Consider the following 24,832-nt stretch of genomic DNA (forward strand, 5'->3'; position numbering starts at 1 on the left):
AAAGAAGGTGTTACTTTTGCTGAAAAAAGGTGAAATTGTCGGGGCATCTTTTTGGCCAGAGGCTGTGCAGGTGAAACATATTGAAACCATTGATGATGATTTGTTTTTAGTAGAAGCGGTGGGGCGAGAGTCCAATCAATTCTTTGAAAATTATCTAGAGAAACATCAATTACAGGAAGTTGAGCATTATTCCGATGAAAATGCTTCAGATCAATTGAAGGAAAGGTTTCAACATTATCTGCAATATCATGTGCTAAAAACAGAGAAAGAATATTCCCAGTCACGGGCTCGTGGGAATAAAAACATGATTCCGTTACCGCACCAAATTGAAGCTGTTTATAGTAAAATGCTACAAGCACCCCAGGTACGTTATTTATTAGCCGATGATCCAGGTGCAGGTAAAACCATTATGTCTGGGATGCTCATACGTGAATTAAAAGCACGAAACATGATAAGGAAAACATTGATTTTAGTTCCTCCACTTGTTTTAAAGCAATGGCAAACAGAATTAAAGGAAAAGTTTGATGAAGACTTCTTAATCATCACACGGTCTTATTTGGATGTATCGGGGGAACTAAATCCCTTTGAAATGCATCAACAAGTTATTGCTTCGATGTACTGGGCATCTAGAGAAGATATTAAAAACATGATTATTAATTCGCAGTTTGATTTAGTCATTGTCGATGAGGCACATAAGATGGCAGCTTATACAGTTGGTCAGAAAAAACGAAAAGTGAAGCGGACAAAAATGTTTCAATTTGGCGAAAACTTGCTGAGACATACAGAGCATTGTCTGCTATTAACGGCAACGCCACACAAAGGTGACAGGGAAAATTTTCGTCATTTAATGAGCTTGATTGATCATGATATCTTTTCGCAGTTAAACCGTGGGGATTCTATTTTAGACAAAAGCAATCCATATGTCATTCGACGATTAAAAGAAAACATGGTTAATTTTGATGGTACACCTTTGTTTCCGAAACGAACCACCAAAACATTAGGCTTTGAACTAAGTCCCGCAGAAATTGATTTATATGAAGCGGTTACTGAATATGTAAGACATTATTTTAACCGAGCAAAACAAAATAATAGACCAAATGTTGCCTTTGCGATGATGATTTTACAAAGGCGATTAAGTTCATCCGTGGAAGCCATTTATTTATCACTAGTCCGACGTAAAGAACGTCTTCAAAAAGTGTTAGAAACAGGACGTAAAATCCAACAAGTATTGGACTTTGATGATTATGAAGACAGTTCACTGGAAGAACAAGAATTGATGGAAGAGCGTGCTGAAGGTGAGTATGAAGAAATTGATTTTGAGGCGTTACAAGTAGAAATTGAGATGCTAGATCAACTCATCCGAAAGGCAAACGTCGTTAGACAGAATGAAAATGAACGGAAATTTTTAGAATTGGAGAAGACCTTATTCGGAGCTGGTGGTTTATTAGCACAAGGGGAGAAAATTTTAATCTTCACTGAATCAAAGGACACCCTTAATTATTTAGAAAAGAAGCTGAAAGCCTATGTGTCTGACATAGCGAAAATCGTTGGTGATTTTTCCATGGATAGACGACAGGATGAAGTGGAGAAGTTTCGGAACGATGTCCAAATCATGGTAGCAACTGATGCCGGTGGGGAATCTATTAACCTACAATTCTGTAATCAAATGGTGAATTACGATATACCATGGAATCCGAACAGACTTGAACAGCGAATGGGTCGTATTCATCGTATTGGCCAGAAGAATGAAGTGTTTGTGTTTAATTTAGTAGCAACAAACACACGTGAAGGCGACGTATTGATTCGACTTCTAACGAAGATGGAACAAATGCGTGAGGATCTTGGACAAGAACAAGTTTATGATTTCATTGGTGAAGTCTTGGAAGATCGTCAAGCTGATTTATCTTCTGTGATGGAACAAGCGATTACAGGGCGGGAAAATTTGGATGAAGTCATCGAACATATGGAGAAAACATTATCAGTAGAGCATAAACGGTTACTGGAACTTGCTAAAAACGAACGATTGGATAATAATTTTGATTTACCTGGTGCCAAGCGTTCATTTGATAAAGTTTCCATGCAAAGCATTCCGAATCGTTTTTATGGTCAGTTTGTAGTTGATGAATTACAAAACACGAGAACGCGCTTAAATATTTCTGCAGATCGAAAAACGGCACGTATTGATCGTTTTCCGAAACGAATACGTGACTTCGCGCATGATCAGAAATTGATGCTCAATTTTGATGACTCCATCCGTTTTTCCTTAACCTCAACGAAAGAAACGGATGCAATGCCGATGATTCAAAATGATGAACCGTTATTTAATTTAGTAATGAAACTGACGATTAAAGAGATGCAACAGGCGGTTTTACCATTCTATGAAGTAAAATCTGCTATTTCGGAAGCAATGACGATGGAATTAAATCAGGTCACGATCGTGGATGGTAATGGACGGGAGCTCGAACAACAGCTATTGATGATTGGACAACGTGCTAACGGGGATTTTATACATGTTTCACCATATTTTCTCTTCAGTCAGTCACTAGATGTTACGTGCACATATGTCGGTGAAAATCGGGATATTAAACGTCATGTCATCAAACACGCTAGAAAACTGTTAAAGACGATTCAACGTAAACGTGAAGACTATGCCAATCGCAAACGGGTCTTCTTGAGAAAATCATTTGAAGATCAGATGGAAACCTTACAGGAGCGACTGATTAAATACCAACAGGAAAATGTAGAGGGAAAGAACAGTGCTTTGATCAACCAAACTTACGCTCAAATTGATGAAATGGAAGACCGAAGCAAAGAACGATTGAGCCAAATTGATCGTGAACGCTCGATTCAATTGAAGCCTGTTAAACGAATTGCGCAATTTAAAATTGAACCTAGCGGTGTGGCTAATGGTCGCGTTGTACCTGAAGACTATCTACCAATAATTGAAGATTATGAGCTACAACAAGGTAGGTTGAATGTAAAGGAACAGCAAGCATTTGGGTTAGTTGATTTCATTAGTGAAGAAGTAGATGGAGAAAATCGATTAATTGTAGTTACGAACGATTTACATCAATTTCAACAGCAACTCGTTAAGGAAGATTATGAGACGATTAAGAGCCGTTTGTTTATTTATGAGTTAATTGAAAACCAAATAACAGAGCACCGATTAGAACAGGGATTAATGTTTATTTAATGGGAGGACTGAACAATGACAAAGTGGTGGATGATTCGTGCAGGGGATAATAATGAGTTAATCCCGGTTTGGAAGGAAAAAGGTATTGCTTCTATTGGATGGCCAAAATTAGGTGATCCAAAACAATATCGGTCAAAAGAAGAAATGGTTGCAAAGGCTGATAATGTTTTTGCAGGAAGTAAACCTAAGTCCAGAAATAGTTGGGTGAATCAAGTATGGCGTTTCAGCAGAGAAATCAATAAAGGTGATCGTGTAATAACTTATTTTAAAGAGACTCGAATTTATATGGTAGGAACAGTTACGGAGGAGCACTTTTTTGATACATCAATCGGTGATCCTGCTTATCCAAATAACATAAGAGTAGATTGGGAAGGTATTACTGTAGAAAGAGATGCATTATCACAAGCCGCTAAAAATAGTTTGGGGTCAGTATTAACAGTCTTTCGAGTGGATGATTGGGGAAGTGAATTTGAAAAGTTATTAGAAGAACCGTTTTATGAGCCGGATGATAATGAAGATGATGAAATAGAAGAAAGTGAAATAATTGAAGATCTCGTCAGTAAAGCATTAGTTATGGTGCAAGATAAAGTCGACAAACTTGACCCATGGCAAATGCAAGAATTGGTTGGAGGACTTTTACAAGCAATGGACTATAATGCTCAAGTAAGTCCTAAAGGCCCTGATGGCGGAGTGGATGTATTAGCGTACAAAGATGCATTTGGATTTGAAAAACCTATAATCAAGGTACAGGTAAAGCATAGAAAGTCTACGTCAGGTTCACAGGAGATTCAACAGTTGTTAGGTGCAAACCCTATTGATGCTAATAATTTATTTGTTTCAACAGGTGGATTTACTTCACATGCAGAAGCAGTAGCAAAACGTAATTATGTGAGGTTAGTGGATTTGGAGGAGTTAGTAGATTTAGTTGTACAATGGTATGAACAAATGCCGAATGAAACGAGGGCATTGTTGCCGTTGCAGAAGATGTATGTACCTGAGTAGAGGCTGACGTAATAGGGGGGATACGTAATATGTTTTCAGAAAAAGAAAAATTAATGGCTAATGAATGTGCATTAACAGTTTCAATGATTGATAGTGGATTTGATGCACTCAGTAAGGCGAATATTTCCCAAAAAGGATTGTACTATCAAGCTCTCTTTTCTCTGTCAATTGGTATTGAGAGATTATTGAAAATTATTTTGATTTCAGAATACAGAGCTCAGAATGATGGTCACTTTCCGAATAGCAATAGAATAAGGAAATATGGACATAAATTAGATACTCTACTTAAAAAGGCTGATATAAAATTTTTCGATGAAATTGATAACTCTATAATTAACCTTTTGAATGAATTTGCTAATACTTCAAGATATTATAATGTTGATATTATGTCTAAAGGTAATTCAAATAATAAGAACCCATTAGCAGAATGGGAACGGATTAAAGGTCTTATTATTGAACGATACAAAGAAAATATAACTGAATTTGAAAATAGACAATTATTTGATGAACTACATAAAAATGATATTTTTATGTTTCATAATTTAAACGGTGAGTTTATAGATAAAGCTGGTAATTTGCTGAGTGAGTTAAAAATCAATCATCAAGCTCAACATCTTGCAGTGAAACATATTTTTAATATTGTAGTGAATATGGTTGAGTATTTACTAGATATAAGGTCGAGGAAATACTTGTTGCCTGATCAGTTAGATTTCTTTGGCAAATATAATGAGAATGTTTTAAGCATTATAGATCTGGAAGAGATAGACTGGTTATCTCCGGTGTGGTAAAGATGACGTAAAATGTTTATGAAAAAAGCTTTGATGAAAAAAAGGTAAGCTAGCCCCACAGAATACGTCTAAAGGGACATCCTAAAGCACTTTGAAAATCAATTGGTGAAATAACCATTGGAGGAAATTGTTTTCGCAGGAAAACCAGTGGAGAAAAGTAAAGAGATATAGTTATAGTGGTTTGTATTTTCAAACTGAGTAATATAACTCGGAGGGATAGTGGAATGTCTTATATGCGGATCCTTTGTTATTGACACACCATTGGGAACTACAATCCTGATTGGGAAATCTTAGTTGAAAATGATGGTGTAGAAAAATTATTCTCCGTTTACATGAAGATGGGAAAAAGTCATATGGACGTGAACATTTTGCTACACTGGAAAATGGTATTAAGTACGATGTTACGAGTAGTTATGAGAAGTTAAAAGAGTTCGTTTAGCATCAGGTATTTACAACCAGATACACATTATACCCTAATTAAATACTTATTTAAATCATTTAATTAGGTGTTTTAAGTAATTTTGAGCGAATATAAACAGTTAATTATTTACACAAACATAAGGAGGAGGCATATGTCCCAAGTATCAGAAGGCTTATACCATTATCAAGGGAATCAAGATATTATAGAGGGATTATCTTTAAAAGAACAAAGGAAAGAAATAGGTTCCTTTATTAGAAGGCAATTATTAACTGATAACCTAAATTTCCTTATGGGATCTGGATGTTCCTTTTCGGCAATACCTTCAATGGGGGATACCTTTAAAGGGGTAAAAACAAAGTTGAATGAAACTGCTCTGGGTAAATATATAGATGAAGAAAATGAGGATATTGAAGACTATTTAAATTGGTTAAATACGGCTTTGAAATTTTTAGAGGAATCAAGACAATCAAAGGAAACAATTAAGGATTATCAGGAAAATTTTAGGGAAACCAAAGAAGCCCTTGCTGAAAGCACTAAAATTGACTATAAAGCAAATACACGGGTTATGGACTTGTACAAGGACTTTTATAACGAGGTTTTTTCTGTTAGGGGAAACAAAGATTATTCACCAGTAAAAATATTCACTACCAACTATGATTTGTTTAACGAAATAGCATTGGAAAAATTAAATATTAGATATACAAACGGTTTTAGAGGTACCATAAATAGAGTATTTGATCCTTCTGAATTTCATTTTAGGCTAGTAGATGATTTAAATCGTTATAAGGATAAGTGGAGCATTGTTCGTAGGTTTGTAAAATTGTATAAAATCCATGGATCGATAGATTGGTTTTATGATATAGAATCTCAAAAAGTGATTCAAAAAAGTAATTCTGATCATGATACACAAAATGTTTTAATATATCCCACAATCAATAAGCATATTGAAACACAGCAAACTCCATACTCCGAGTTATTTAGGGAATTCACTATTAATCTACAAAAGTCAAATAGTACTTTAATGGTTTTAGGATATGGTTTTCCAGATCAACATATTAACCAGCTTATGTCACAAGCATTAAGCAATGAGGACTTCACCTTAATTATCTTTGGGGATTTATCTGAAAAGAAGATAGAAGACTTTTTCAATAAACATAAAGATATAAAAAATATTCATCTTATAGGTGGCTGTTTTTCTGAAGATGTTGATTTTAATGACGGACATCATTTTGATAACATAATTAGGTATGTGAAAGGTGATGACACAGATGATTAAACATGCATTTGGTGTAATTACTAAGGTGTTTTTTCGAAAGATTGTGATAGAAGTCCCGGATACTACATTAATTCAACATAACTATCAGGGAAGTCTGTATATGCTTAATGGATTAAATGATTTTATAACTATATATGATAATGGAATGCATAAGTATATTTATCAAATTACAGGCTTGTATGAACAAGAAAAGCCTTTAAATGAACAAGAGCAATCGAAATTTAGTCAAAAGGCTTTTTTTGAAGCTGCACCCGTGGGGGAAATATTACACGACAGATTTGAATACGGCTTGGCTACATTTCCTGTTATTGGTGAAGAGACCTTTTTAACTAATGTCAATGATATAAAAACCATGTTAGTGTTATCTGATGACAAAATGTCGATTAGGTTTGGAAAATTAACTACTCAAGATATAATTCCCAAGATTAGTGTAGATAGTATATTGACTAATCATATGAGTGTATTAGGAAACACTGGTTCCGGTAAATCTACTACAGTAAGAAAGTTATTAAATGAGATAACGAAACTTAAAGACAATCCGATGATTGATATTTCGAAAGCAAATTTTTTCATTTTCGATGTTCATGGTGAATATACGGAATTACCACCAGAGTTAACAGTATCAAAAAAGGTTAATGATATTTCTATAAATTTGCAGAACCTAACAACAGAGGATTGGATGAATTTACTGCAACCTTCACATGCGACGCAGAGGCCTGTATTACTTAATGCATTAAAATTAGCTAATCATCTTGATTCAAATAATAATGATGTTTTGTGGATAAAAGCTTTTTGTGCATTGCAATTGTTTAATAGCCAGTCAACAGATGCAGTTCCAAAAAGGGCAAAGATTAAGGGCCTGTTGGAGGGAATAGATTCACCGAAAATTAATGAATGCCTGAATTATTATGATGCCCAGTTTGGAAACTTTAAGCCAAATAGCTATGATGAAACATTTAGAAGTGAAATTAAGGATTATGTAAAGAATAAAACGGGTTACGAATATGACGATGTTCATTCATATTTAATTGGTTGTTTAGAATCTACTGAATGTAAAACTAAAACTATTAAAGATTTAAAACTGGCAGTAGATTTAGTATTGCTTTTAGAGGAATCCAAAGGTAACAGTCAGATAAGAACTTTTTGTTCTACCTTAATGACCCGAATAGATAACTTGGAAGCTACATATTCCGATAACCTTTTTTCTGAGGATTTTACAAGACAAGCAGAGTTAGAAGACATGTTGCTAACTAAAAAAACTTTTACAGTATTTGATTGCACCTTTATCGATGATGATGTTCTTTTGTTTTTCACAAATTATGTTTTAAGAAATATTTTTAATAAACAACTTGAAATGAAAAGGGTAATTGGAAGTATTACTAAAAGTTATAATTTTGTATTTGATGAAGCACATAAATATATTTCAGAAAAAAATGAGGATAATATAGTGGACTACTCCAAAATGTTTCGGACAGTGGCCAAGGAAGGGAGGAAGTTTGGTGTTTTCTTAATTTTATCTAGTCAAAGGCCAGGGGAGTTGTCCAAAACAGTACTATCACAATGTAATAATTATATTTTACATCGAATTCGCAACAACGTAGACCTAGAGCAAATGCGAAAAAGTATCCCATATATAAACGATGGTCAATTAAACAGATTATCATTTTTAAGAACGGGAGTTGCATTAATTGTTGGCGACTCGTTTGCTATTCCTATGGAGGTAAAAATAGATGGAGAAGAATTTGGTGAACCGTCAAAAACTGTATTGCCGTCAGAAATATGGATAAAAGACTTACAAACTGATCCTGTAGATTCACATAAGGAGGAAGAAATGATAATAGGCGAACAAGGTCATAAGTATACTTTGGGAAGATAAATCTATATATTATAAAAAGTATGTGACAAAAGGGCATGAAGAAAGATCCCCTTATATCGCTATTTTCTAATTGAAGCGGCATGGACAAACACCGATAGTTGCAGGAGCGTTGCGCTCCTGGTTGCAAAAGATGTATTAAATATTGCGGAAATAGAAATCATTATTGATAAACTGGAATTTCCATTAAAGCAAGGCTTTTTGGCGGGGTTGCTAATGATATAATATGTCAAATTTCGAATGCTGGGGAGGTGCACTAGGATGATATCCAAGGAAGAAATTCACGAGTTATTAGACAGACTGGAATCAAACATAGCTGATGACCTTGAATCACAAACATTAGATTTTAAACAATGGATTAAAAGGAGTTTGGATGACAATGTTAAGTTGATGTTAAAAATGGCTGTGTGCATGGCAAATGGCGGTGGGGGAAGCGTTGTGTTTGGTGTAGCAGACAAGGTAAAAGGAAGGTCTAATGCTATATTAGGTGTTCCACAAGAGATTGATACTACTGTACTTCAAAAAAGGATTTATGAAAAAACTGATCCACATTTGACTCCTGTATTTGAAGATATCACTGTATCAGAAGGAACAGAGCGCTTACTATTGATGAATGTTTATCCGGGAATGCCACCTTATACTACAACAGATGGGGCAGCAACGATAAGGCAAGGTAAGGATTGCATTCCGTACACGGGAACATTAAGACGGAAAATGATGGATACCTCAATCCAAATGGATTATACTGCTGAAGTTATTCATGAAGATTGGGAAGATCTCTTCTCACATTCTGCAATGGAACGTGTTCGTGAAATTATGTCTAAAGAAAGAGCCGATGAAAGTCTTTTAACATTAACTGATGAAGATTTATTGAGATCAATAGGGGCATTGAAAGATAATTTCCTTACAAAGGGTTCTTTATTACTTGTTGGGAAACCTGAGGCTATTTCCAGGTTTATTCCTCAACATAGATGGTCTTACAGAAAAATGATTAGTGATACAGATTATTCTCACAGGGATGACGGAACACATGCTATTCCAGTCGCACTATATGAATTAGAACGATACATTGCTGTAGATAATCCAATGGTAACAGTAGAATCAGGACTTGTACATCCGGAATTTAGCACCTATCCGACTATCGCTTTAAGGGAATCTTTACTCAATGCGTTTGGCCATCGGGATTATCGAATGAATGGAACGATTATGCTGAAACAATACAAGGATAAGTTGATACTTACCAATCCAGGGGAGTTTGTCGGCGGGATTACACCTCAGAATATTCTTCATCATCCACCAGTAGCAAGGAATAATCACTTAATGGATTTGTTAGACAGATTAAAGTTGGTAAACCGCTCAAATTTAGGGGTATCAAGGATATTTCGCTCATTGTTGGTTGAAGGAAAAGAACCTCCAATATATAGAGAAGTTGGCAACAACATTGAACTCACTTTTATATCTTCGCCTTTAAATAAGGACTTTAAAAATTTAATTGATCATATGACACTGGAAAGCAACCATGTTGACGTTGACCATCTGCTTATTCTGCAATATCTAATAAGGCATGAAGAAATTGATACTTCAATAGCTGCTGATGTTGCACAAAGAAGCATGGAACAAGCCCGTGAATTGCTTAGTAAGATGCAAAATGAATTTAACCTATTAGAATCAGTTGGTCGTGGCAAGGGAAGATACTTTACTCTTTCACGTAGTGCATATGAATTGTTAAAAGGTGACATGCAATATGAGAGACGGCAAAGTTTGGACAAGGAAGCAGTAAAAATTCGTATATTATCCATACTAAAAACAGATCGAAGTTTGACTAACAAGGAAATAAGGCAATTAACAGGTATGAATCAGAAGCAAGTACAACGTTTGGTAAAAGAATTAGAACCTGATGGTGTTAAGATTGTAGGAAAAGGAGCAGGAACTAAATATATTTATGCCCCTTAAAAAATAGGGACAAAAGTGGACATATTTTCGAATTGGATTCTCTATAATCAAAGCGCCAACAGGAAAATAGGGACAATAATAGGGACATAATAAGGACATTAGGGATGATAAACGAGGTAAAACCTTTACGGAATATGGTTTTACCTCGTATTTGGATGACAAGAAATAATTTATTTTACCCTACAAACCGGTACGGCGACCCGTATCCATAAAGTCAGTTTTTAACTAAAAAGATCAAGATTTACAGGAATAAACGTTCCCTATAATATTAAATATTCGATTTGTAAGTGGTATAATACTACATAATAAAAGATTTAGATGGTGAGAAAGATAGCTTTTATTATACAAAGGGGGTATGAGCAATGCAAAATAAAACTGACATATTGATTTATCAAACAGAGGACGGAAACACAAAAATAGATGTTAGATTAGAAAATGAAACTGTTTGGATGACACAAAAGGCCATAGCAGAGTTATATCAAACTTCACCACAAAATATTACACTTCATATTAAAAATATTTATGAGGAAGCAGAATTGCAGGAAGAGTCAACTTGTAAGTATTACTTACAAGTTCAAAATGAAGGTTCAAAAGAAGTAACAAGAAAAGCCAAACACTATAACCTTGAAATGATTCTCGCAATCGGCTACCGTGTTCGTTCTCACCGAGGAACGCAATTTCGTAAGTGGGCAACAGAACGCTTGAATGAATATCTTGTTAAAGGGTTTACGATGGATGACGATCGTTTGAAAGAAATGCGCAACTTTGGACAGGATTATTTCGATGAGTTGTTGGAAAGAATCCGTGACATTCGTGCTTCAGAGAAAAGGTTTTATCAAAATATTACAGATATTTATGCAACATCTGTTGACTATGATTCAAAAGCAGAAATCACACAGGATTTTTTCGCTACTGTTCAAAATAAACTACACTTTGCCATTCATGGTCAAACAGCTGCTGAACTTATAGTAGAAAGAGCAAAATCAGAAAAGGAAAATATGGGTCTCACTTCATGGAAAGGCGACAAAGTCCGAAAAAGAGATGTAATAGTTGCTAAAAATTACTTAACGGAAAAGGAATTAAAGTCACTCAATCGTATTGTCACAATGTATCTAGATTATGCTGAAGATCAAGCAGAAAGACAACAGCCAATGCATATGAAGGATTGGATTGATAAACTTAATGCCTTTCTTCAGTTTAATGATCGTGAAATTCTTGAAAATGCAGGGAAAATTTCAAAGACCGTGGCTGATAAATTAGCAATTCAGGAGTATGAAAAATATAATCAAGAACGAATTACTTATCAGTCTAATGACGACTTTGAACGCTTTATCGAAAACAATGACCTAAAGAAATAAATACTCATATTCAACCATATCATTGGTATAAAGCTTATGATAATTAACACGCTGACTTATAGAATGTTTTAATAACGGAAACTGAAACGTACTATAATTAGGGATAGTGGTAGAAAGAATAAGCTCTACAAGAAATTTCATGGATGAAAAGGGTTTATCGGGTTTGTCAAAAAAAAGTGTGTAAGTCATAACTTACTCTAGATATTTTAAAACCCTGTCTTTGAAGTACTATGAAGAATAAAGTGAAACTTCATTCAGTGGGGGTTTCCTTTTTTCCTCCACTGAATGTTAGTTGAACAGAATCGGACCTTTACGGGCAGTTGACCCCAACTTATCTTTTTAGTTCCACCTCAAAATCTTGAAGTAGGGGTCTTACTGCCCGTTAAGGCGGGATAAACTGATTCATCACCATCATTCCAATTCTGGATCATATGACCACTTTCCCACTTGGTCTCCAGTTCTTGAATCCGCGGGAGTGTATTGCGAAGTAAGAGTCGCACACCCACAGTTACACTCCCCCTCAACTATTCAGCCCTAACTCTCGCATCATATAAATCCTCTTTCCTGTTGTTTAAACAGTTCCGACAATCTTCACAGTGACCCATATGTTTCTCCATTCGCTTATAATTACCAATATACGCAGTAGCCAAGTCCTTTTGCATGCGATTGAGGAACTGCCAGCGGCTTAAAAAAAGACGGGATAAAAGTGAAAATACTGTTACTTCTTTAAATTTTACATCCCCCAACCAACTTGACTTTTACCATTTCATGCTGGAAACAAAATTCAAAACAATCATTTCCAAGATATACGCAGATATACGGAGAAAACAAAAGGAAACCCGTGTGCAATTTAAATAATATATATTATTTGTACAATATTTATTGTATAAAGTGTTTGATTTTTAATTTGAGTTGCTTTACGCTTAAAAAGAGTCTTGACGGAATGCCTGTTACATTAATTGATTATCGGGCAGATTTGCATTGCTAATATCTAAGTAACGATGGGCGTGTTCTGTAACCATCGTAAGGGAGTGAAGTGCGATTATGAAAATGGCTTAAAAAGCCTACACCAGTGATACGTTGTCCTTAACAAAAAGTAATAACACATAGGCACTATTTTCTCTATGCCCACGAGAAAGAGGGATAGGATTTGATTCAGAATGAAGATATACCAGAGGATTGGAGAGACCTGGGGATGCTTTGTTTTGGTATGAGTGTTCCTGAGACAATGAACCATTTAAGAGCTTATTTGTTGTAAGTTTAGCACTACAATAGACGATATTTAATATGTTAGGAGAGAGTATAATGAAAAAGAAAACGTTATTTGTTCTAATAACAATTTTAGTATCATTGGCCATGTATGGCTGCTCATCAAGTGGTGATTCAAAGGATGCAAGTGAGGGGGACAAACCAACATTAACGTTTGGTGTTACAAATTGGACAAGTACCGTTCCGCCAACGAAAATAGCTGAAAAAATTTTAAAGGATATGGGTTATAAAGTAGAGGAAATAAATGCGGATGCAGGAAGTGTTTATACCGGGATGTCAAATGACGATATTGATGTTTTTATGGATTCATGGTATCCGGCGCAAAAACAATACATTGAAAAGTACGCTGATTCCATAGAAAGTATTGCTGTCAGTTATGATGATGCAAATTCAGGGATGGTTGTTCCGAAGTATATGACAGACATCAATGACGTGGAAGATTTAAAAGGCCAGGAAGATATAGTAAATCATGAAATGTTTGCCATTGGCGAAGGGGATCCAGCGATGCAGGAGATGGAAAAAATGATCGACTTCTATGATCTTGACCTTGAAATGATCAATTCTTCTGAAGCGGCCATGTTAGCAGCTGCTCTGCCAAAAATGGAAGAGAAAAAACCTGTCTTGTTTTATGGATGGCGCCCGCATTCCATGTTTGAAAAATACGACTTGAAGATACTGACCAATAAAAAGGCAGCTTCTGAGGAAGGGTTGTTTGACAAGAGCAGTGTTCATGTGATTGCGAATAAAAAGTTTAAGGAACAAGCGCCTGAAGCATACAATTTCTTAAGCAACTGGAGTATATCAATAGAAGATATGGAAAAGATGATCGCTGAAATTGATAATGGGAAGGATCCCGATAAAGTCACACAGGCTTGGATCGATAACAATCAAGATAAAATTGACAAAATGAAAAAAGGAAATTAAAGAATTGTCAGGATCACAAGTTTTCTATTTCATGTCGTATCGGTTAAATGAGTTGCTCTTCATTTAGCCGATCATTCTAACTTGACTCTGTGGATGAAGGCAACTGGAAATAGACAGTCAACTAGTAACTTTCTATGGTTGGAGAAAGGCAAGAAAGGACTATAAAATAATGAAGATAGCTAACGAACCAATTATGTGGAAAGAACTCATGGAGGGGACAGAAGTCAAGGGCTTAACAAAGAATTGCTTTTTTGCACCCCTTGATAGCGCAAAGGCTCCCTCTGCGGAATTTGAAGGTACGTTAACGCTTGCGGGTACACACATGGGTATGAGCAAAGCGTTTCATACAAACAACGAAGACGGAAAAGATATTACCTTTTTTCCGGACGTATCGCTGGAGTTTTTTACGGTAGATCATAAATATTTAGTCCCTGTGACACTGGATGTCATCCCAAATGGTACGTTGGAGGGGACAAAAAGTTACTGGGATATCATTGTCCAACCGGGGCGCGTATGGAGCGACGCCCAAGATAATGGTTGGAATCGTGCCTCCTTTCCATTTTCGCTTGTCAATCGTTTGGAGGGAGAGACACATATTGGGATTGCCATGTTCCTTTATAAAGAAAAGAAGGTTTCTTATGTTCGATTTCAAATCGTGGCCCAGACAGGTTCGTTTGATGTGTCAGGCTATTTTAACTCCTGGGGGATTGCGAAAGCGACATACAAGCCCGGCGGAATAGAAAACCTGGAGAAACACAAAAAGAGTTATCGTCTTCATCTTGAAAGCCGATTTCCAACTGCCCCGCTTCATGCATTAAAACAACAGGTCGGTGAGCATCATTTGGCCGCGTTTAATGGAGCAACGGACGAAGCGGAGGAAAAACACGTTCTCCAGACAGGTTTGCTTTATGAAGGGGTGCTTTATCTATCGCCTTGTCATTTTGCTGGTGGTCCGTTTCCTTATTGCAATGAAATTCGTTATGGTGTTTGGTCAGTTACCAAAACGGCGATGATGAACGTTGCGATGTTACGTTTAGCGGAGAAATATGGGCGAGACCTGCTGGGACAGAGGATTGCTGACTATATAAATATACCGGACTCCCAAGAAGATTGGCATGATGTCACGTATTTAGATATGGCTAACATGGCTTCCGGACGCGGTGCCACCGCAGATGATCCCACGTGTTATTTGTGTGATTACCACCGATGGTATTTAGCAGCGTCGAAGAATAAGAAGGTCGTGGAATCATTAGATTACCCGCGGGTTTGGGAACCGGGAACGAAGTATAACTATCGGGATCAAGATGCCTTTCTTCTTGGGGTTGCCCTTGAGAAGTACCTCCAAAGCAAAGAGGGTGAGGACGCTACGTTGGACCAAATGCTTCAGGATGAAGTGTATGAACCAATTGGTATTTACTACAAGCCGGTAAATCACACGATTGAGGAAAACCAATCAGCTGGTCATCCGAGAATGGATTTCGGTTATTACGCCACACTGGACGAGCTGGCTAAAATTGCGTTGCTTTATGAAAAGCATGGCAACTGGAATGGCAATCAGATCTTACATCGCGAATTGGTGGATAGTATATTGCCAAAACAGGATCCCCCTACGTTAGCTCTTCCCAAAGAAGCGAAGAATGAATTTGGACCAAAATATTATGCGATGAATTGGCACGTGGAGCCTTATCGCACATCAGAAGGACACGAGTTTTATCTGCCTAATATGAAGGGATATGGCGGTAATATTGTTACCCTTATGCCTGGACAGGTAGTCGGCTTACGAATGGCAAACGCCGCAGCATTTTCGGATACGGACACCTTTGATTCTACGGTACCCCAGGCAAGAGTGGGCGATCAGCTTGTATCGTTTTCCAGGTACAAATGACGTATAATAGGATCGATACACTTCGATCGTCAGCCAACCACGTTGTTTCCGATAACACATGGCTGGCTGCCCGCTTAAGGCGGGATAAATGACGTCAGAGGTCATAGCACAACTTGCTTGGGGAAATGATAAATGAACGTAAACGATCATTTCAGGATGCCTGTTGAAAAGGAGATACGTATAATGAATCATAACGCTAAATTTGAAGATGTCAAAACGCAATTTATTGAAAAAATCACGGATAACATGAACGCGTTTGGCGTCTCTACAAGTATTGGCCGTGTGCTAGGGACAATTTATATGAATGGAGACCCCATGACACTGGATGATCTCTCAAGAGAAACGGGAATGAGTAAGACACGAATGAGTCAGGTTGTCCGCGAAATGATCGATATGAATATTGCGGAGCGCGTTTTTAAAAAAGGTGTCCGGAAAGATTTATATCACGTTGAAGAGGACTACTATGAAACGTTTATCTCCCTTTTTACCGCCACGTGGCAAAAGGCGGCAAATCGAAGCCGTAACTTTGAACAGCAACTGATGAAAAAGTTGGATAAACTGCAGCAGGAGCCGGATTTGACAGAAGAAGATGAGCAAATCATAAATGCGTTTCTGCGGGAAATAAAAGAATGGGTAGATTATTACGATTGGATACGCCGGGTTACGGAATTGTTTGAGACCGGAGAAATATTCAAGTATGTACCCAAAAAACAATCAGGAGGGAACAGCAGTGAATAAAAAAGTCATCCTAACATGTGCACTCACAGGTGCGGGAGATACAACAGCAAAAAGTGCACACGTGCCAGTTACACCGAAGGAAATTGCCGATTCAGCGATTAAAGCGGCAAAAGCCGGGGCAACGGTCGCTCATATTCATGTGCGCGATCCAAAAACCGGCAAGCTAAGCCATGATGTTAATTTATTTCAGGAAGTTGTGGAACGAATCCGCGAATCAGAGACGGATGTGATTATTAACCTTACCTCAGGCGGCGGTGGTGATTGGATACCAAGTGCCGATGATCCGACACAAGGCGGTGCCGGAACAGATATGCAAACACCAGAGGAACGCCATGAACCGATTGGGAAATTGCTCCCGGAAATGTGTACGCTTGACTGTGGCAGTGTCAACTTTGGCAATATGTTATATGTTAGCCCAGCTGACTGGCTGAGGAAGCAGGCTAAACTTGTGCAGGAAAGTGGAGTTAAACCAGAGCTGGAATGTTTTGATACAGGTCACGTCCGCTTTGCAAACCAATTGATTAACGAAGGTTTGATTGAGGGAGATCCAATGTTTCAGTTCTGTCTCGGTATACCTTGGGGTGCGGCAGTAGATGCAGAAACCGTTTCTTACATGAAAAGCCGTATCCCGGAAAATGGCCGCTGGTCAGCATTTGGAATTGGTAAAATGCAACTGCCAATGGTTGCAGAATCGATTTTACAAGGCGGGAATATTCGTGTGGGACTTGAGGATAATCTATACCTGAAAAAAGGCCAGCTGGCAACGAACGAACAACTTGTTGATAAAGCAGTTGGGATTGCCCATAGTCTTGGTTCAGAGATTATGACACCAGCGGAGGCACGTGAACAGTTAAAATTATCCAACCCAGATGGAAAGAAGGCTAGCAATTGATACCTGAAAAACCAATGAAACAAATAACTGTCGTGGGGACAGGCGTGATTGGCAACGGATGGATTACACGATTTTTAGCAAATGGATACAGCGTAACGGCTTTTGACCCGGACCCAGCTGCTGAAGGTAAAACCCGCAACGCTGTGCAGCTAGCATGGCCAGCCATGGAGAAAATGGGTTTGGCTGATGGGGCAGCCATAGATAATCTATCCTTTGAACAAGATCTGCAAAAAGCGTTAGAGCAAGCAGACTTTGTTCAAGAAAATGTTCCTGAGCGAGAAGCATTAAAACGAAGCGTGATTGCGGATATTGATCGATATGCACCAGCGGAAGCGGTTATAGCCTCCAGTACATCTGGTATATTGCCAAGTACATTACAAGCCGATTGTACGTACCATCCTGAACGGGTAATGGTGGCCCATCCATTCAATCCAGTGTACCTGATGCCACTTGTGGAACTGGTTGGCGGTGAAAAAACAGCGCAACGCTATATCGAAACGGCGCAATCTTTTTATGAGTCTATGAACATGAAGCCACTTATCGTTCGACAGGAAATTGAAGGGCATATCGCTGATCGCTTAATGGAGGCAATATGGCGTGAATCCTTGCACATCGTTAATGATGGGGTGGCAACCACGGAAGAAGTAGATGCTTCCATTATTTACGGTCCGGGTTTGCGTTGGGCACTAATGGGGCCATTCTTAACATTACACATGGGTGGAGGCAAGCAAGGTATGCGCCATCTTCTGGAACAATTTGGCCCGGCACTGAAACTTCCATGGACGAAATTAGAAGCTCCAGAATTAACAGATGAACTGGCCGACAAAGTTGTGATGGGTACGGAAGGTCAAACCAAAGAAATAGAAATGGAACAACTAGAAGAACGTCGCGATCAATTCCTTATTGAGCTGCAGCAATTATTGGAAAAGTATTGGCCAGGCGCAAACTTATCAGGAAAGCTGTAGCAAAAGTTTTAAAAAGGAGAGGGTTTATGTGGGTGAACCAACAATCCTGATTAAGGACAAGGTACCGAAAGATTGGATTGACTATAATGGTCATATGAATGATGCTGCATATGCCCGTGCATTTAGCTGGAGCGTGGACCGCTTCATGAAATGGATTGGTATTACCGATGATTTTCGTGAACAGACGCAGTACACGATCTTTACTATGGAAAATCATATCTGCTATCTGGATGAAATGAACTACGGTGAATCATTTGAAATTCATATGCAAGTGATTGATTATGATGACAAACGTGTACATCTATTTTATGAATTGATCGGTGAAAATAAGAAATATGCAGCAACATGTGAACAGATGCTGATGGGCATTGATCAGACGGCAGGGAAAGCTGCACCATTTCCAGACGCCATTTTTACGCGTGTAAAGGAACTTGCTAAGCAGCACACATTGGAGGAAAAGCCGAAAATAGTTGGCCGTGTTATTGGTATTAGACGAACATAGAGATACTAAACTCGAAAAAGTCTCCATACGGTTTAACTGAATTAGAGGTGCTTGTTGGGGCTAAATGGTTATCACGGATGAAGCAGGTTGTTTTATTAGGTCTGCGTCATCCTGCTATCCTGTCAGTTTCTAGGCTGGTGAAATAAATACGCAACTATCTGCTGCATACTCCCGCTATGGAAGGGTCTCCTGCTGAAATGAACAATAATCTGTAATCTTAAGGACAACTGCCCAGTAACCTCAATAGGCGGTTGCATATGCTGTATGGATAAAGGATTATTTTGAAATGAGGGAAAAACATGAATCATGAATGGTATCAAGCGGATCCAATGCCTTTTCCATACCAGCAAGGGGATGTGCAAGAGGCAATGATGCGAGAACCGAAGCATGGACATGGAGGCGGATATCATGGCGGACCCCACCATGGGAATCCAGGGCACCATGGTGGTCATGGTAAACCGCCTCATGGATCACATGGAGCTCACGGTGGCTTCCAAGGCGGTGTGCCTTTTCTGGGTGGATTAGCAGGAGGTTTGCTGGCTGGCTCTTTGTTCCCTCCATACGGGGGCTACCCGCCATATGGACCTTACCCTAATACTGGATATTATCCAGCTTACCCATCAGCACCTTACCCACCATATCAGGGCTATCCTAATTATCCGTACCCGCCATATTATGGATACTACTAAAAAAGCATTATCAAACAAGGACGAAAATAAAAGCTGCCACGAACAATTTCAATCGTGGCAGCTTTTGTTTTTTGAGATATCTCAATCCAAAATAGATAAGGAATGTGGTGGGGACGCCACGCTCGAAAGCCCAAATACCCCAATTGTTTTCTCTATTTAGCAACTGATTGGTTTTTGCTTAATTTAGTGGGCAACATGACAACAAAAATCAAGGAGATTGCTGTAAAGATGGTTGACCACATAAACGTATGGTTGAACGCTATATTACGGGCGGTAATATCAATCGCTTGCAGGGAATGAAATTGGCTTTGTAAAATAATTGCCAGTACCGAAGCCCCAAAGGCACCGCCGATTTGTTGGAGGATCCGTGTCATACTGCTTGCATGGGGTATTTCTTCTTTATTTAATCCGATATAAGCGGTTGCCATAACTGGAAGCAATACGGCACCAAGCCCGGCACCACGCAGAATCAGCGCCAAAGAAATGAGCACGGTGGATGTATCTGCCTCACTAAAGACAAACGGAATGGTACCAAGTATGGTAAGCGCCGTACCCAAAAAGACAACCCATCGCGAACCGATTGTATCGGTCAGCTTGCCTGCCACGGAACGAGTGAGCAGCATTCCTGCTCCTTGGGGTATTAGTAAAATTCCGGCCATAAGCACACTGTCTCCCCGAACTTGCTGGAAATATAATGGCAGCAAAAGCATTCCCCCATAAGAACTTAACCCGGATAGAAACAACAGGCATGAGGAAGCTGTAAAAGAGCGATTTTTAAACAGCAGGATATTCATGATGGATTTGCTTTTCTTTTTTAATGCATGCATACAGAAAAGAATCAGGATTATGATGCCGACTCCAATTGGAATCAGGACGTGCTGATGAAGGAATCCATGATAGTCACTAACTAAACTAAGTCCGTAAATAATTAAAATAACGGCAGGTGAGAGCAGCAATAATCCAATGATGTCTAATTTTTGCGATCTATTTGGAGCACTATCCTTTGGCAGCTTCCAGATTGCCAGTACTAAGGCAACTGCGCAAAGGGGAATATTAACATAAAAAACCCATCTCCAATCAAGCGAGTTGATGATGATGCCGCCTAAAACAGGGCCTAAAATCGGACCAAGTAGTGCAGGTAAGCCTACGATGGCCATCAGCTTTCCTAACTTTTCGCCACCAGCAGCCCGCACGACAATGGTTTGCATAATCGGCATCATCAATCCCCCGCCAAGTCCCTGGACGGCTCTAAATATGATAAGACTTTCAATATTCCAGGCTAAACTGGATAAAATGGATCCTATTAGAAATAAACTTAAAGCAAAGATCCACATCGTTTTATCACCAAAACGATCCAATGCCCATCCTGAAATAGGGACAACGATGCCAAGTGCGATTAAATAACTGGTCATAACCCATTGAACCATAGAAACAGGTGCGTCTAATGAATGACCCAGCGTATCGATGGCTACATTCATAATGGTTGTGTCAAACAAAGGGGCTAAAACCCCTATTAGCAAAATCCATGCTATTTTTAAGACAGCTGGATCAATTTTTTCATTATTAATTGCTTTATCCATTTTTAAGACTCCTTTTTGTATATAAGATACTTTAAGTTTCCTATTCGTAAATATGATATAATAAAATAATAAGAAACGCAAGGTTTTTTATTTCAAGTTGTGCAGGTGAAAAAGAAGGGAGATGGAACGATGCATACGAGAAGAAGGGGCGTGGAGCTGGAAGATGCTATTCTTCAAGCTGCCTGGAAAGAATTGATGGATGTTGGATACCAAAATTTGAAGATAGAAGAAGTTGCGATCAAGGCAAAAACAAGTAAACCAGTGATTTACCGCAGATGGGCGAATCGAGAGGAACTTGTATTAGCTGCAATCCAGAAAAACATACCAAACCCAATCGATGACATTCCGAATACAGGATCTATAAGGAGTGACGTTATTATCGTATTGAAACGAATCAATAATCTTATCTCCACCATTGGCCCCGAGACCATACATGGGTTAATGACTGTACTTGCAGGGATTCCATTTTCCGAGTTATTAAATATGCGAAGAACGAATACCATGCAGACAATTCTAAAACAAGCAATTGAGCGGGGAGAAATAAAAGCAGAAAAAGTATCGGCGAGGATAGCAACACTTCCCGTCGATCTGGTTAGACATGAACTATTAACCACATATGAACCTGTAACAGAGCAGACAATTGAAGAGATTATAGATGAGATATTTCTTCCTCTAATAAAATAGCGGATAGGTAAATTGGCAATAAAAGGCTTCCCTGATGGAATTGTTAATTTTTGAGTATAGAAAAATTAAGCATAAGCCGTTTACCTTTTAATTCGGGATTTCGAGAAGGACCCCCCACTTAATGAAGTTTCCCTTTATTAAGCAGGATCTATTGCATCTAGTCTTGCAGTTAGTTTACGGGAGCTTAAAGAAGGCACAAGTAGCAGATTACCCCCGCTAATTGTGCCTTCTTTCATGCAAACCATTGATTGTCTCCTAATAGGACGATCTCCATGCTCACCTTGTTTTGGTTTCTTGCTCTTCATCAGGTGGATAGGTCCGTTTTAGGAATAATGACAAAACAAATGCTATCGCAGCTAAAATGGCGGCAACATAGAATGAATCATTCATTCCTTCAATCAATGCCTGTTTGTATGCCTGACCGTAAATCATTTGTTGTCCAGCAGCTCCAGCCGCGTCGGATGACATTCCTGTGGCTCCCATAAGCTGATGGACCAGGTCTGAAAATTGCTGATGGGTATGTTCAGATGTCATTTGGTTACTAATCGTTCCCATATGTGTTTTCGTCTGGGCAGTATAAATGGAAACCATAACAGCAGTCCCGATGGATCCTGCGACTTGCTGCAATGTGTTAGCCATTGCGGTTCCGTGTGCATTTAACCGTTGTGGAAGCTGATTGAGTCCTGCTGTCATGATTGGCATCATCACCCCTGCTAGCCCGACCATGCGCAGAGCGTAGATAATCATAATAAACCTAAACGATGTTGTTGCGGATAGATCATGTAATTCCCACGTTGTCCACACGGTTAACGCAAGTCCAATCAAAGCAAGTGGACGGGCCCCGATTTTATCAAATAATATGCCGGTAATCGGTTGAAAAATACCCATCAAGATGGCACCGGGCAACAACAGTAATCCGGATTCCAATGCTGTATAACCGCGGATCGTCTGCATGTAAATCGGGATCAGCAGCATAGCAGAAAACATAGCCATCACGGCGATTAAACGGATGAGACTTGATAATGTAAACATGTTGTATTTGAAGACCCGAAGCTCCAGCATTGGCTCCTCAGCGACCAATTCACGCCAGATAAATAACAGGAGTGCAATGCCACCGATGACGAATGAAAGGATGACTTTTGCTGAACTCCAGCCATCATTTCCTGCTTCACTAAATCCGTATAAGATTCCACCGAATGCGACTGTGGAAAGAATGATCCCTGAGATATCGATCTTCGGAAAGGTCAGCTTTAGTACATTTTTTAATAAAAAATACGCTAATATAATGTCAACGATCGCAAATGGCAATACAACGTAGAACAGAACCCGCCATGAATAATGTTCCACAATCCATCCCGAAAGCGTCGGTCCGATTGCAGGGGCAAACATGATTACAATGCCGACTGTTCCCATTGCTGCCCCACGTTTTTCTGGTGGGAAAATGGTTAAAAATACATTCATTAACAATGGCATCAGCATTCCCGCACCTGATGCCTGGATGATTCTTCCCAGCAACAAGACAAAGAATGTCGGGGAAAAACTGCAAAGAATCGTACCCGCAGCGAACAGGCTCATGGCTGTAATGAAAATTTTTCTTGTTGGATACGCCCGCATCAAAAAGGCTGTAACCGGGATCAAAACCCCATTAACTAACATGTATGCTGTTGTTAACCATTGCGCTGTACTGGCAGATACATCGAAGTCTTCCATAATCTTTGGAACTGCCACATTTAACAATGTCTGGTTTAAAATCGCTGCAAAGGCTCCGAGCAGCATAACGGCCATAAGGGGCCCCTTCTTGATTTCTCTTGGATCAAAAGAGGGATCGGCGTCATTTTTTTGCTGCTTTTTGTTCGTGTAACGTTTGCTTCGTTCAGCTATTGGAACGTCATGTTCATCTTGCTGTTTTGCATCCACCATAGCTGGTTCTCGAGAGTTGGTTGGAGCATCTTCTTTTTCCGTTCGTGTTTCATGTGCCGCTGTTTTGACTTGTTCATCATCAGTAGAACGAGCGATCGCTTGTTGTTTCGCACGTTCTGTCTTTTTTTTGCCTGATACACGTATAGCAACATTGACTAAAACAAGAACAAGCAACGCAAAAATGATGTATCCTGTCATCATGAAGGACATAGAATCACCCTCCTATCGGTCAATCTTAACGTGCGCGTTAATTCCTGGAACAAGCCGGAGCCCCTTGTAATCGTCTATGGATATTTTGACCGGAATTACATTATCGTCATCATTTCCACTTGAGGGCAGCAAGGAAAAGGTATCATTCGTTGCGAGACCAATCTGCTCTACCTTTCCAGTTAAGGTTGTATCTTTATAGGCATCCACAATAACGTCTACCGATTTTCCCACTTTTATATGATCAATGTCGCTTTCATTAATATTAGCTGTTATCCATAGATCATTTAAATTGTATGCTTGAGCCAGTTTCGTTCCTGCTGCGACCATGGAATCTTTCACCGTGTCATCTTTTACAATCGTTGCATCTTGAGGGATCGTAACGTTCTTCTTGGTCATGCCGTTTTCCGATGGCGTTTCAATTTTTCCTAATGTATCCCCTTTGTTGTATTTCTTGCCAACCTCTCCGTCCCAATCAGATAGCTTGCCATCTGCCGTAGCTCCGATTGTGATCATTTTTCCATCGATTTTAGCATCGTCCGTTTTTACATAATTGGCCGCTTGATAATAAAAATAGTATCCAGTGATTCCACCGCCAATTAGGATGATTAATACAACAATATTAACCATGATCATTTTTTTTGCATTCATTTATTTCCATTCCCTTCGTTACGAATTTCTTTTTTATTCATCTATGTTATCGTTGCAGCAGA

19 protein-coding genes are annotated in these 24,832 nt (G+C 38.8%); 15 read left to right on the top strand and 4 right to left on the bottom strand.

Annotation, left to right across the window (positions count from 1 at the left end; genetic code table 11):
- The first annotated feature begins 7 nt into the window (after positions 1 to 7).
- From WMZ97_RS00930 to WMZ97_RS00960, 7 genes are all read left to right on the top strand, one after another.
- Complete coding sequence (locus tag WMZ97_RS00930; RefSeq protein WP_343270171.1) at positions 8 to 3,193, top strand: DEAD/DEAH box helicase; 3,186 nt, start codon at positions 8 to 10, stop codon at positions 3,191 to 3,193.
- Positions 3,194 to 3,208: 15 nt separating this feature from the next.
- Positions 3,209 to 4,195 carry a restriction endonuclease gene (locus tag WMZ97_RS00935; protein ID WP_343270172.1) on the top strand — a complete coding sequence of 329 codons (987 nt, stop codon included), beginning with the start codon at positions 3,209 to 3,211 and terminating at the stop codon, positions 4,193 to 4,195.
- 29 nt (positions 4,196 to 4,224) lie between these two features.
- The gene (locus tag WMZ97_RS00940; protein WP_343270173.1) at positions 4,225 to 4,983 is read left to right on the top strand and encodes a hypothetical protein; all 759 of its coding nucleotides are present in this window, start codon (positions 4,225 to 4,227) and stop codon (positions 4,981 to 4,983) included.
- Positions 4,984 to 5,555: 572 nt separating this feature from the next.
- Positions 5,556 to 6,680 carry an SIR2 family protein gene (locus tag WMZ97_RS00945; RefSeq protein ID WP_343270174.1) on the top strand — a complete coding sequence of 375 codons (1,125 nt, stop codon included), beginning with the start codon at positions 5,556 to 5,558 and terminating at the stop codon, positions 6,678 to 6,680.
- Positions 6,673 to 8,556, top strand: a complete 1,884-nt coding sequence (locus tag WMZ97_RS00950; protein WP_343270175.1) for an ATP-binding protein — start codon at positions 6,673 to 6,675, stop codon at positions 8,554 to 8,556. Before WMZ97_RS00945 ends, WMZ97_RS00950 begins: the two co-directional genes overlap by 8 nt.
- 258 nt (positions 8,557 to 8,814) lie before the next feature.
- Positions 8,815 to 10,506: an RNA-binding domain-containing protein gene (locus tag WMZ97_RS00955; protein ID WP_343270176.1), complete on the top strand. Its 1,692-nt coding sequence runs from the start codon at positions 8,815 to 8,817 to the stop codon at positions 10,504 to 10,506.
- 362 nt (positions 10,507 to 10,868) lie between these two features.
- Positions 10,869 to 11,864 (top strand): virulence RhuM family protein, encoded by a 996-nt coding sequence (locus tag WMZ97_RS00960; protein ID WP_343270177.1) that lies wholly within the window; start codon positions 10,869 to 10,871, stop codon positions 11,862 to 11,864.
- A gap of 350 nt (positions 11,865 to 12,214) precedes the next feature.
- Here the strand turns inward: WMZ97_RS00960 and WMZ97_RS00965 are convergent, their stop codons facing one another.
- Positions 12,215 to 12,370 carry a hypothetical protein gene (locus tag WMZ97_RS00965; protein WP_343270178.1) on the bottom strand — a complete coding sequence of 52 codons (156 nt, stop codon included), beginning with the start codon at positions 12,368 to 12,370 and terminating at the stop codon, positions 12,215 to 12,217.
- A gap of 799 nt (positions 12,371 to 13,169) precedes the next feature.
- Between WMZ97_RS00965 and WMZ97_RS00970 the strand changes: the two genes are divergently transcribed.
- From WMZ97_RS00970 to WMZ97_RS01000, 7 genes are all read left to right on the top strand, one after another.
- Positions 13,170 to 14,057, top strand: coding sequence for a glycine betaine ABC transporter substrate-binding protein (locus WMZ97_RS00970; RefSeq protein WP_343270179.1), 888 nt, complete (start codon positions 13,170 to 13,172; stop codon positions 14,055 to 14,057).
- A 169-nt stretch (positions 14,058 to 14,226) separates the two neighbouring features.
- Entirely contained in the window at positions 14,227 to 15,942 is a 1,716-nt protein-coding gene (locus WMZ97_RS00975; protein WP_343270180.1) for a serine hydrolase domain-containing protein, read from the top strand.
- A 183-nt stretch (positions 15,943 to 16,125) separates the two neighbouring features.
- Positions 16,126 to 16,680, top strand: coding sequence for a GbsR/MarR family transcriptional regulator (locus WMZ97_RS00980; RefSeq protein WP_343270181.1), 555 nt, complete (start codon positions 16,126 to 16,128; stop codon positions 16,678 to 16,680).
- On the top strand, positions 16,673 to 17,572 hold the full coding sequence (locus WMZ97_RS00985) for a BKACE family enzyme (RefSeq protein WP_343270182.1): 900 nt from the start codon (positions 16,673 to 16,675) through the stop codon (positions 17,570 to 17,572). Before WMZ97_RS00980 ends, WMZ97_RS00985 begins: the two co-directional genes overlap by 8 nt.
- A 14-nt stretch (positions 17,573 to 17,586) precedes the next feature.
- Positions 17,587 to 18,537 (top strand): 3-hydroxyacyl-CoA dehydrogenase NAD-binding domain-containing protein, encoded by a 951-nt coding sequence (locus tag WMZ97_RS00990; RefSeq protein ID WP_343270372.1) that lies wholly within the window; start codon positions 17,587 to 17,589, stop codon positions 18,535 to 18,537.
- 28 nt (positions 18,538 to 18,565) lie between these two features.
- Positions 18,566 to 19,039 carry a thioesterase family protein gene (locus WMZ97_RS00995; RefSeq protein WP_343270183.1) on the top strand — a complete coding sequence of 158 codons (474 nt, stop codon included), beginning with the start codon at positions 18,566 to 18,568 and terminating at the stop codon, positions 19,037 to 19,039.
- 299 nt (positions 19,040 to 19,338) lie between these two features.
- The gene (locus tag WMZ97_RS01000) at positions 19,339 to 19,728 is read left to right on the top strand and encodes a cobalt transporter (RefSeq protein ID WP_405027639.1); all 390 of its coding nucleotides are present in this window, start codon (positions 19,339 to 19,341) and stop codon (positions 19,726 to 19,728) included.
- A gap of 152 nt (positions 19,729 to 19,880) precedes the next feature.
- On the opposite strand, the gene WMZ97_RS01005 is transcribed toward WMZ97_RS01000, so the two are convergent.
- Positions 19,881 to 21,308 (bottom strand): MDR family MFS transporter, encoded by a 1,428-nt coding sequence (locus tag WMZ97_RS01005; protein ID WP_343270184.1) that lies wholly within the window; start codon positions 21,306 to 21,308, stop codon positions 19,881 to 19,883.
- Between the two features lie 129 nt (positions 21,309 to 21,437).
- Here WMZ97_RS01005 and WMZ97_RS01010 point away from each other — a divergent pair, with 129 nt between their 5' ends.
- On the top strand, positions 21,438 to 21,992 hold the full coding sequence (locus tag WMZ97_RS01010) for a TetR/AcrR family transcriptional regulator (RefSeq protein ID WP_343270185.1): 555 nt from the start codon (positions 21,438 to 21,440) through the stop codon (positions 21,990 to 21,992).
- 276 nt (positions 21,993 to 22,268) lie between these two features.
- On the opposite strand, the gene WMZ97_RS01015 is transcribed toward WMZ97_RS01010, so the two are convergent.
- On the bottom strand, positions 22,269 to 24,122 hold the full coding sequence (locus tag WMZ97_RS01015) for a DHA2 family efflux MFS transporter permease subunit (protein WP_343270186.1): 1,854 nt from the start codon (positions 24,120 to 24,122) through the stop codon (positions 22,269 to 22,271).
- Between the two features lie 12 nt (positions 24,123 to 24,134).
- The gene (locus tag WMZ97_RS01020; protein WP_343270187.1) at positions 24,135 to 24,770 is read right to left on the bottom strand and encodes an HlyD family secretion protein; all 636 of its coding nucleotides are present in this window, start codon (positions 24,768 to 24,770) and stop codon (positions 24,135 to 24,137) included.
- Between the last annotated feature and the right edge of the window lie 62 nt (positions 24,771 to 24,832).

Source organism: Lentibacillus songyuanensis (genome assembly GCF_039548255.1).
GTDB lineage: Bacteria > Bacillota > Bacilli > Bacillales > Amphibacillaceae > Lentibacillus_C > Lentibacillus_C songyuanensis.

Excerpts from the sequence above, each read along its gene's own strand:
- WMZ97_RS00955 (WP_343270176.1), top strand. The coding sequence starts at position 8,815 with ATGATATCCAAGGAAGAAATTCACGAGTTATTAGACAGACTGGAATCA.
- WMZ97_RS00990 (WP_343270372.1), top strand. The coding sequence starts at position 17,587 with ATGAAACAAATAACTGTCGTGGGGACAGGCGTGATTGGCAACGGATGG.
- WMZ97_RS01020 (WP_343270187.1), bottom strand. The coding sequence starts at position 24,770 with ATGAATGCAAAAAAAATGATCATGGTTAATATTGTTGTATTAATCATC.
- WMZ97_RS00960 (WP_343270177.1), top strand. The coding sequence starts at position 10,869 with ATGCAAAATAAAACTGACATATTGATTTATCAAACAGAGGACGGAAAC.
- WMZ97_RS00980 (WP_343270181.1), top strand. The coding sequence starts at position 16,126 with ATGAATCATAACGCTAAATTTGAAGATGTCAAAACGCAATTTATTGAA.
- WMZ97_RS00975 (WP_343270180.1), top strand. The coding sequence starts at position 14,227 with ATGAAGATAGCTAACGAACCAATTATGTGGAAAGAACTCATGGAGGGG.
- WMZ97_RS01010 (WP_343270185.1), top strand. The coding sequence starts at position 21,438 with ATGCATACGAGAAGAAGGGGCGTGGAGCTGGAAGATGCTATTCTTCAA.
- WMZ97_RS01000 (WP_405027639.1), top strand. The coding sequence starts at position 19,339 with ATGAATCATGAATGGTATCAAGCGGATCCAATGCCTTTTCCATACCAG.
- WMZ97_RS01005 (WP_343270184.1), bottom strand. The coding sequence starts at position 21,308 with ATGGATAAAGCAATTAATAATGAAAAAATTGATCCAGCTGTCTTAAAA.
- WMZ97_RS01015 (WP_343270186.1), bottom strand. The coding sequence starts at position 24,122 with ATGTCCTTCATGATGACAGGATACATCATTTTTGCGTTGCTTGTTCTT.
- WMZ97_RS00940 (WP_343270173.1), top strand. The coding sequence starts at position 4,225 with ATGTTTTCAGAAAAAGAAAAATTAATGGCTAATGAATGTGCATTAACA.
- WMZ97_RS00950 (WP_343270175.1), top strand. The coding sequence starts at position 6,673 with ATGATTAAACATGCATTTGGTGTAATTACTAAGGTGTTTTTTCGAAAG.
- WMZ97_RS00970 (WP_343270179.1), top strand. The coding sequence starts at position 13,170 with ATGAAAAAGAAAACGTTATTTGTTCTAATAACAATTTTAGTATCATTG.
- WMZ97_RS00945 (WP_343270174.1), top strand. The coding sequence starts at position 5,556 with ATGTCCCAAGTATCAGAAGGCTTATACCATTATCAAGGGAATCAAGAT.
- WMZ97_RS00935 (WP_343270172.1), top strand. The coding sequence starts at position 3,209 with ATGACAAAGTGGTGGATGATTCGTGCAGGGGATAATAATGAGTTAATC.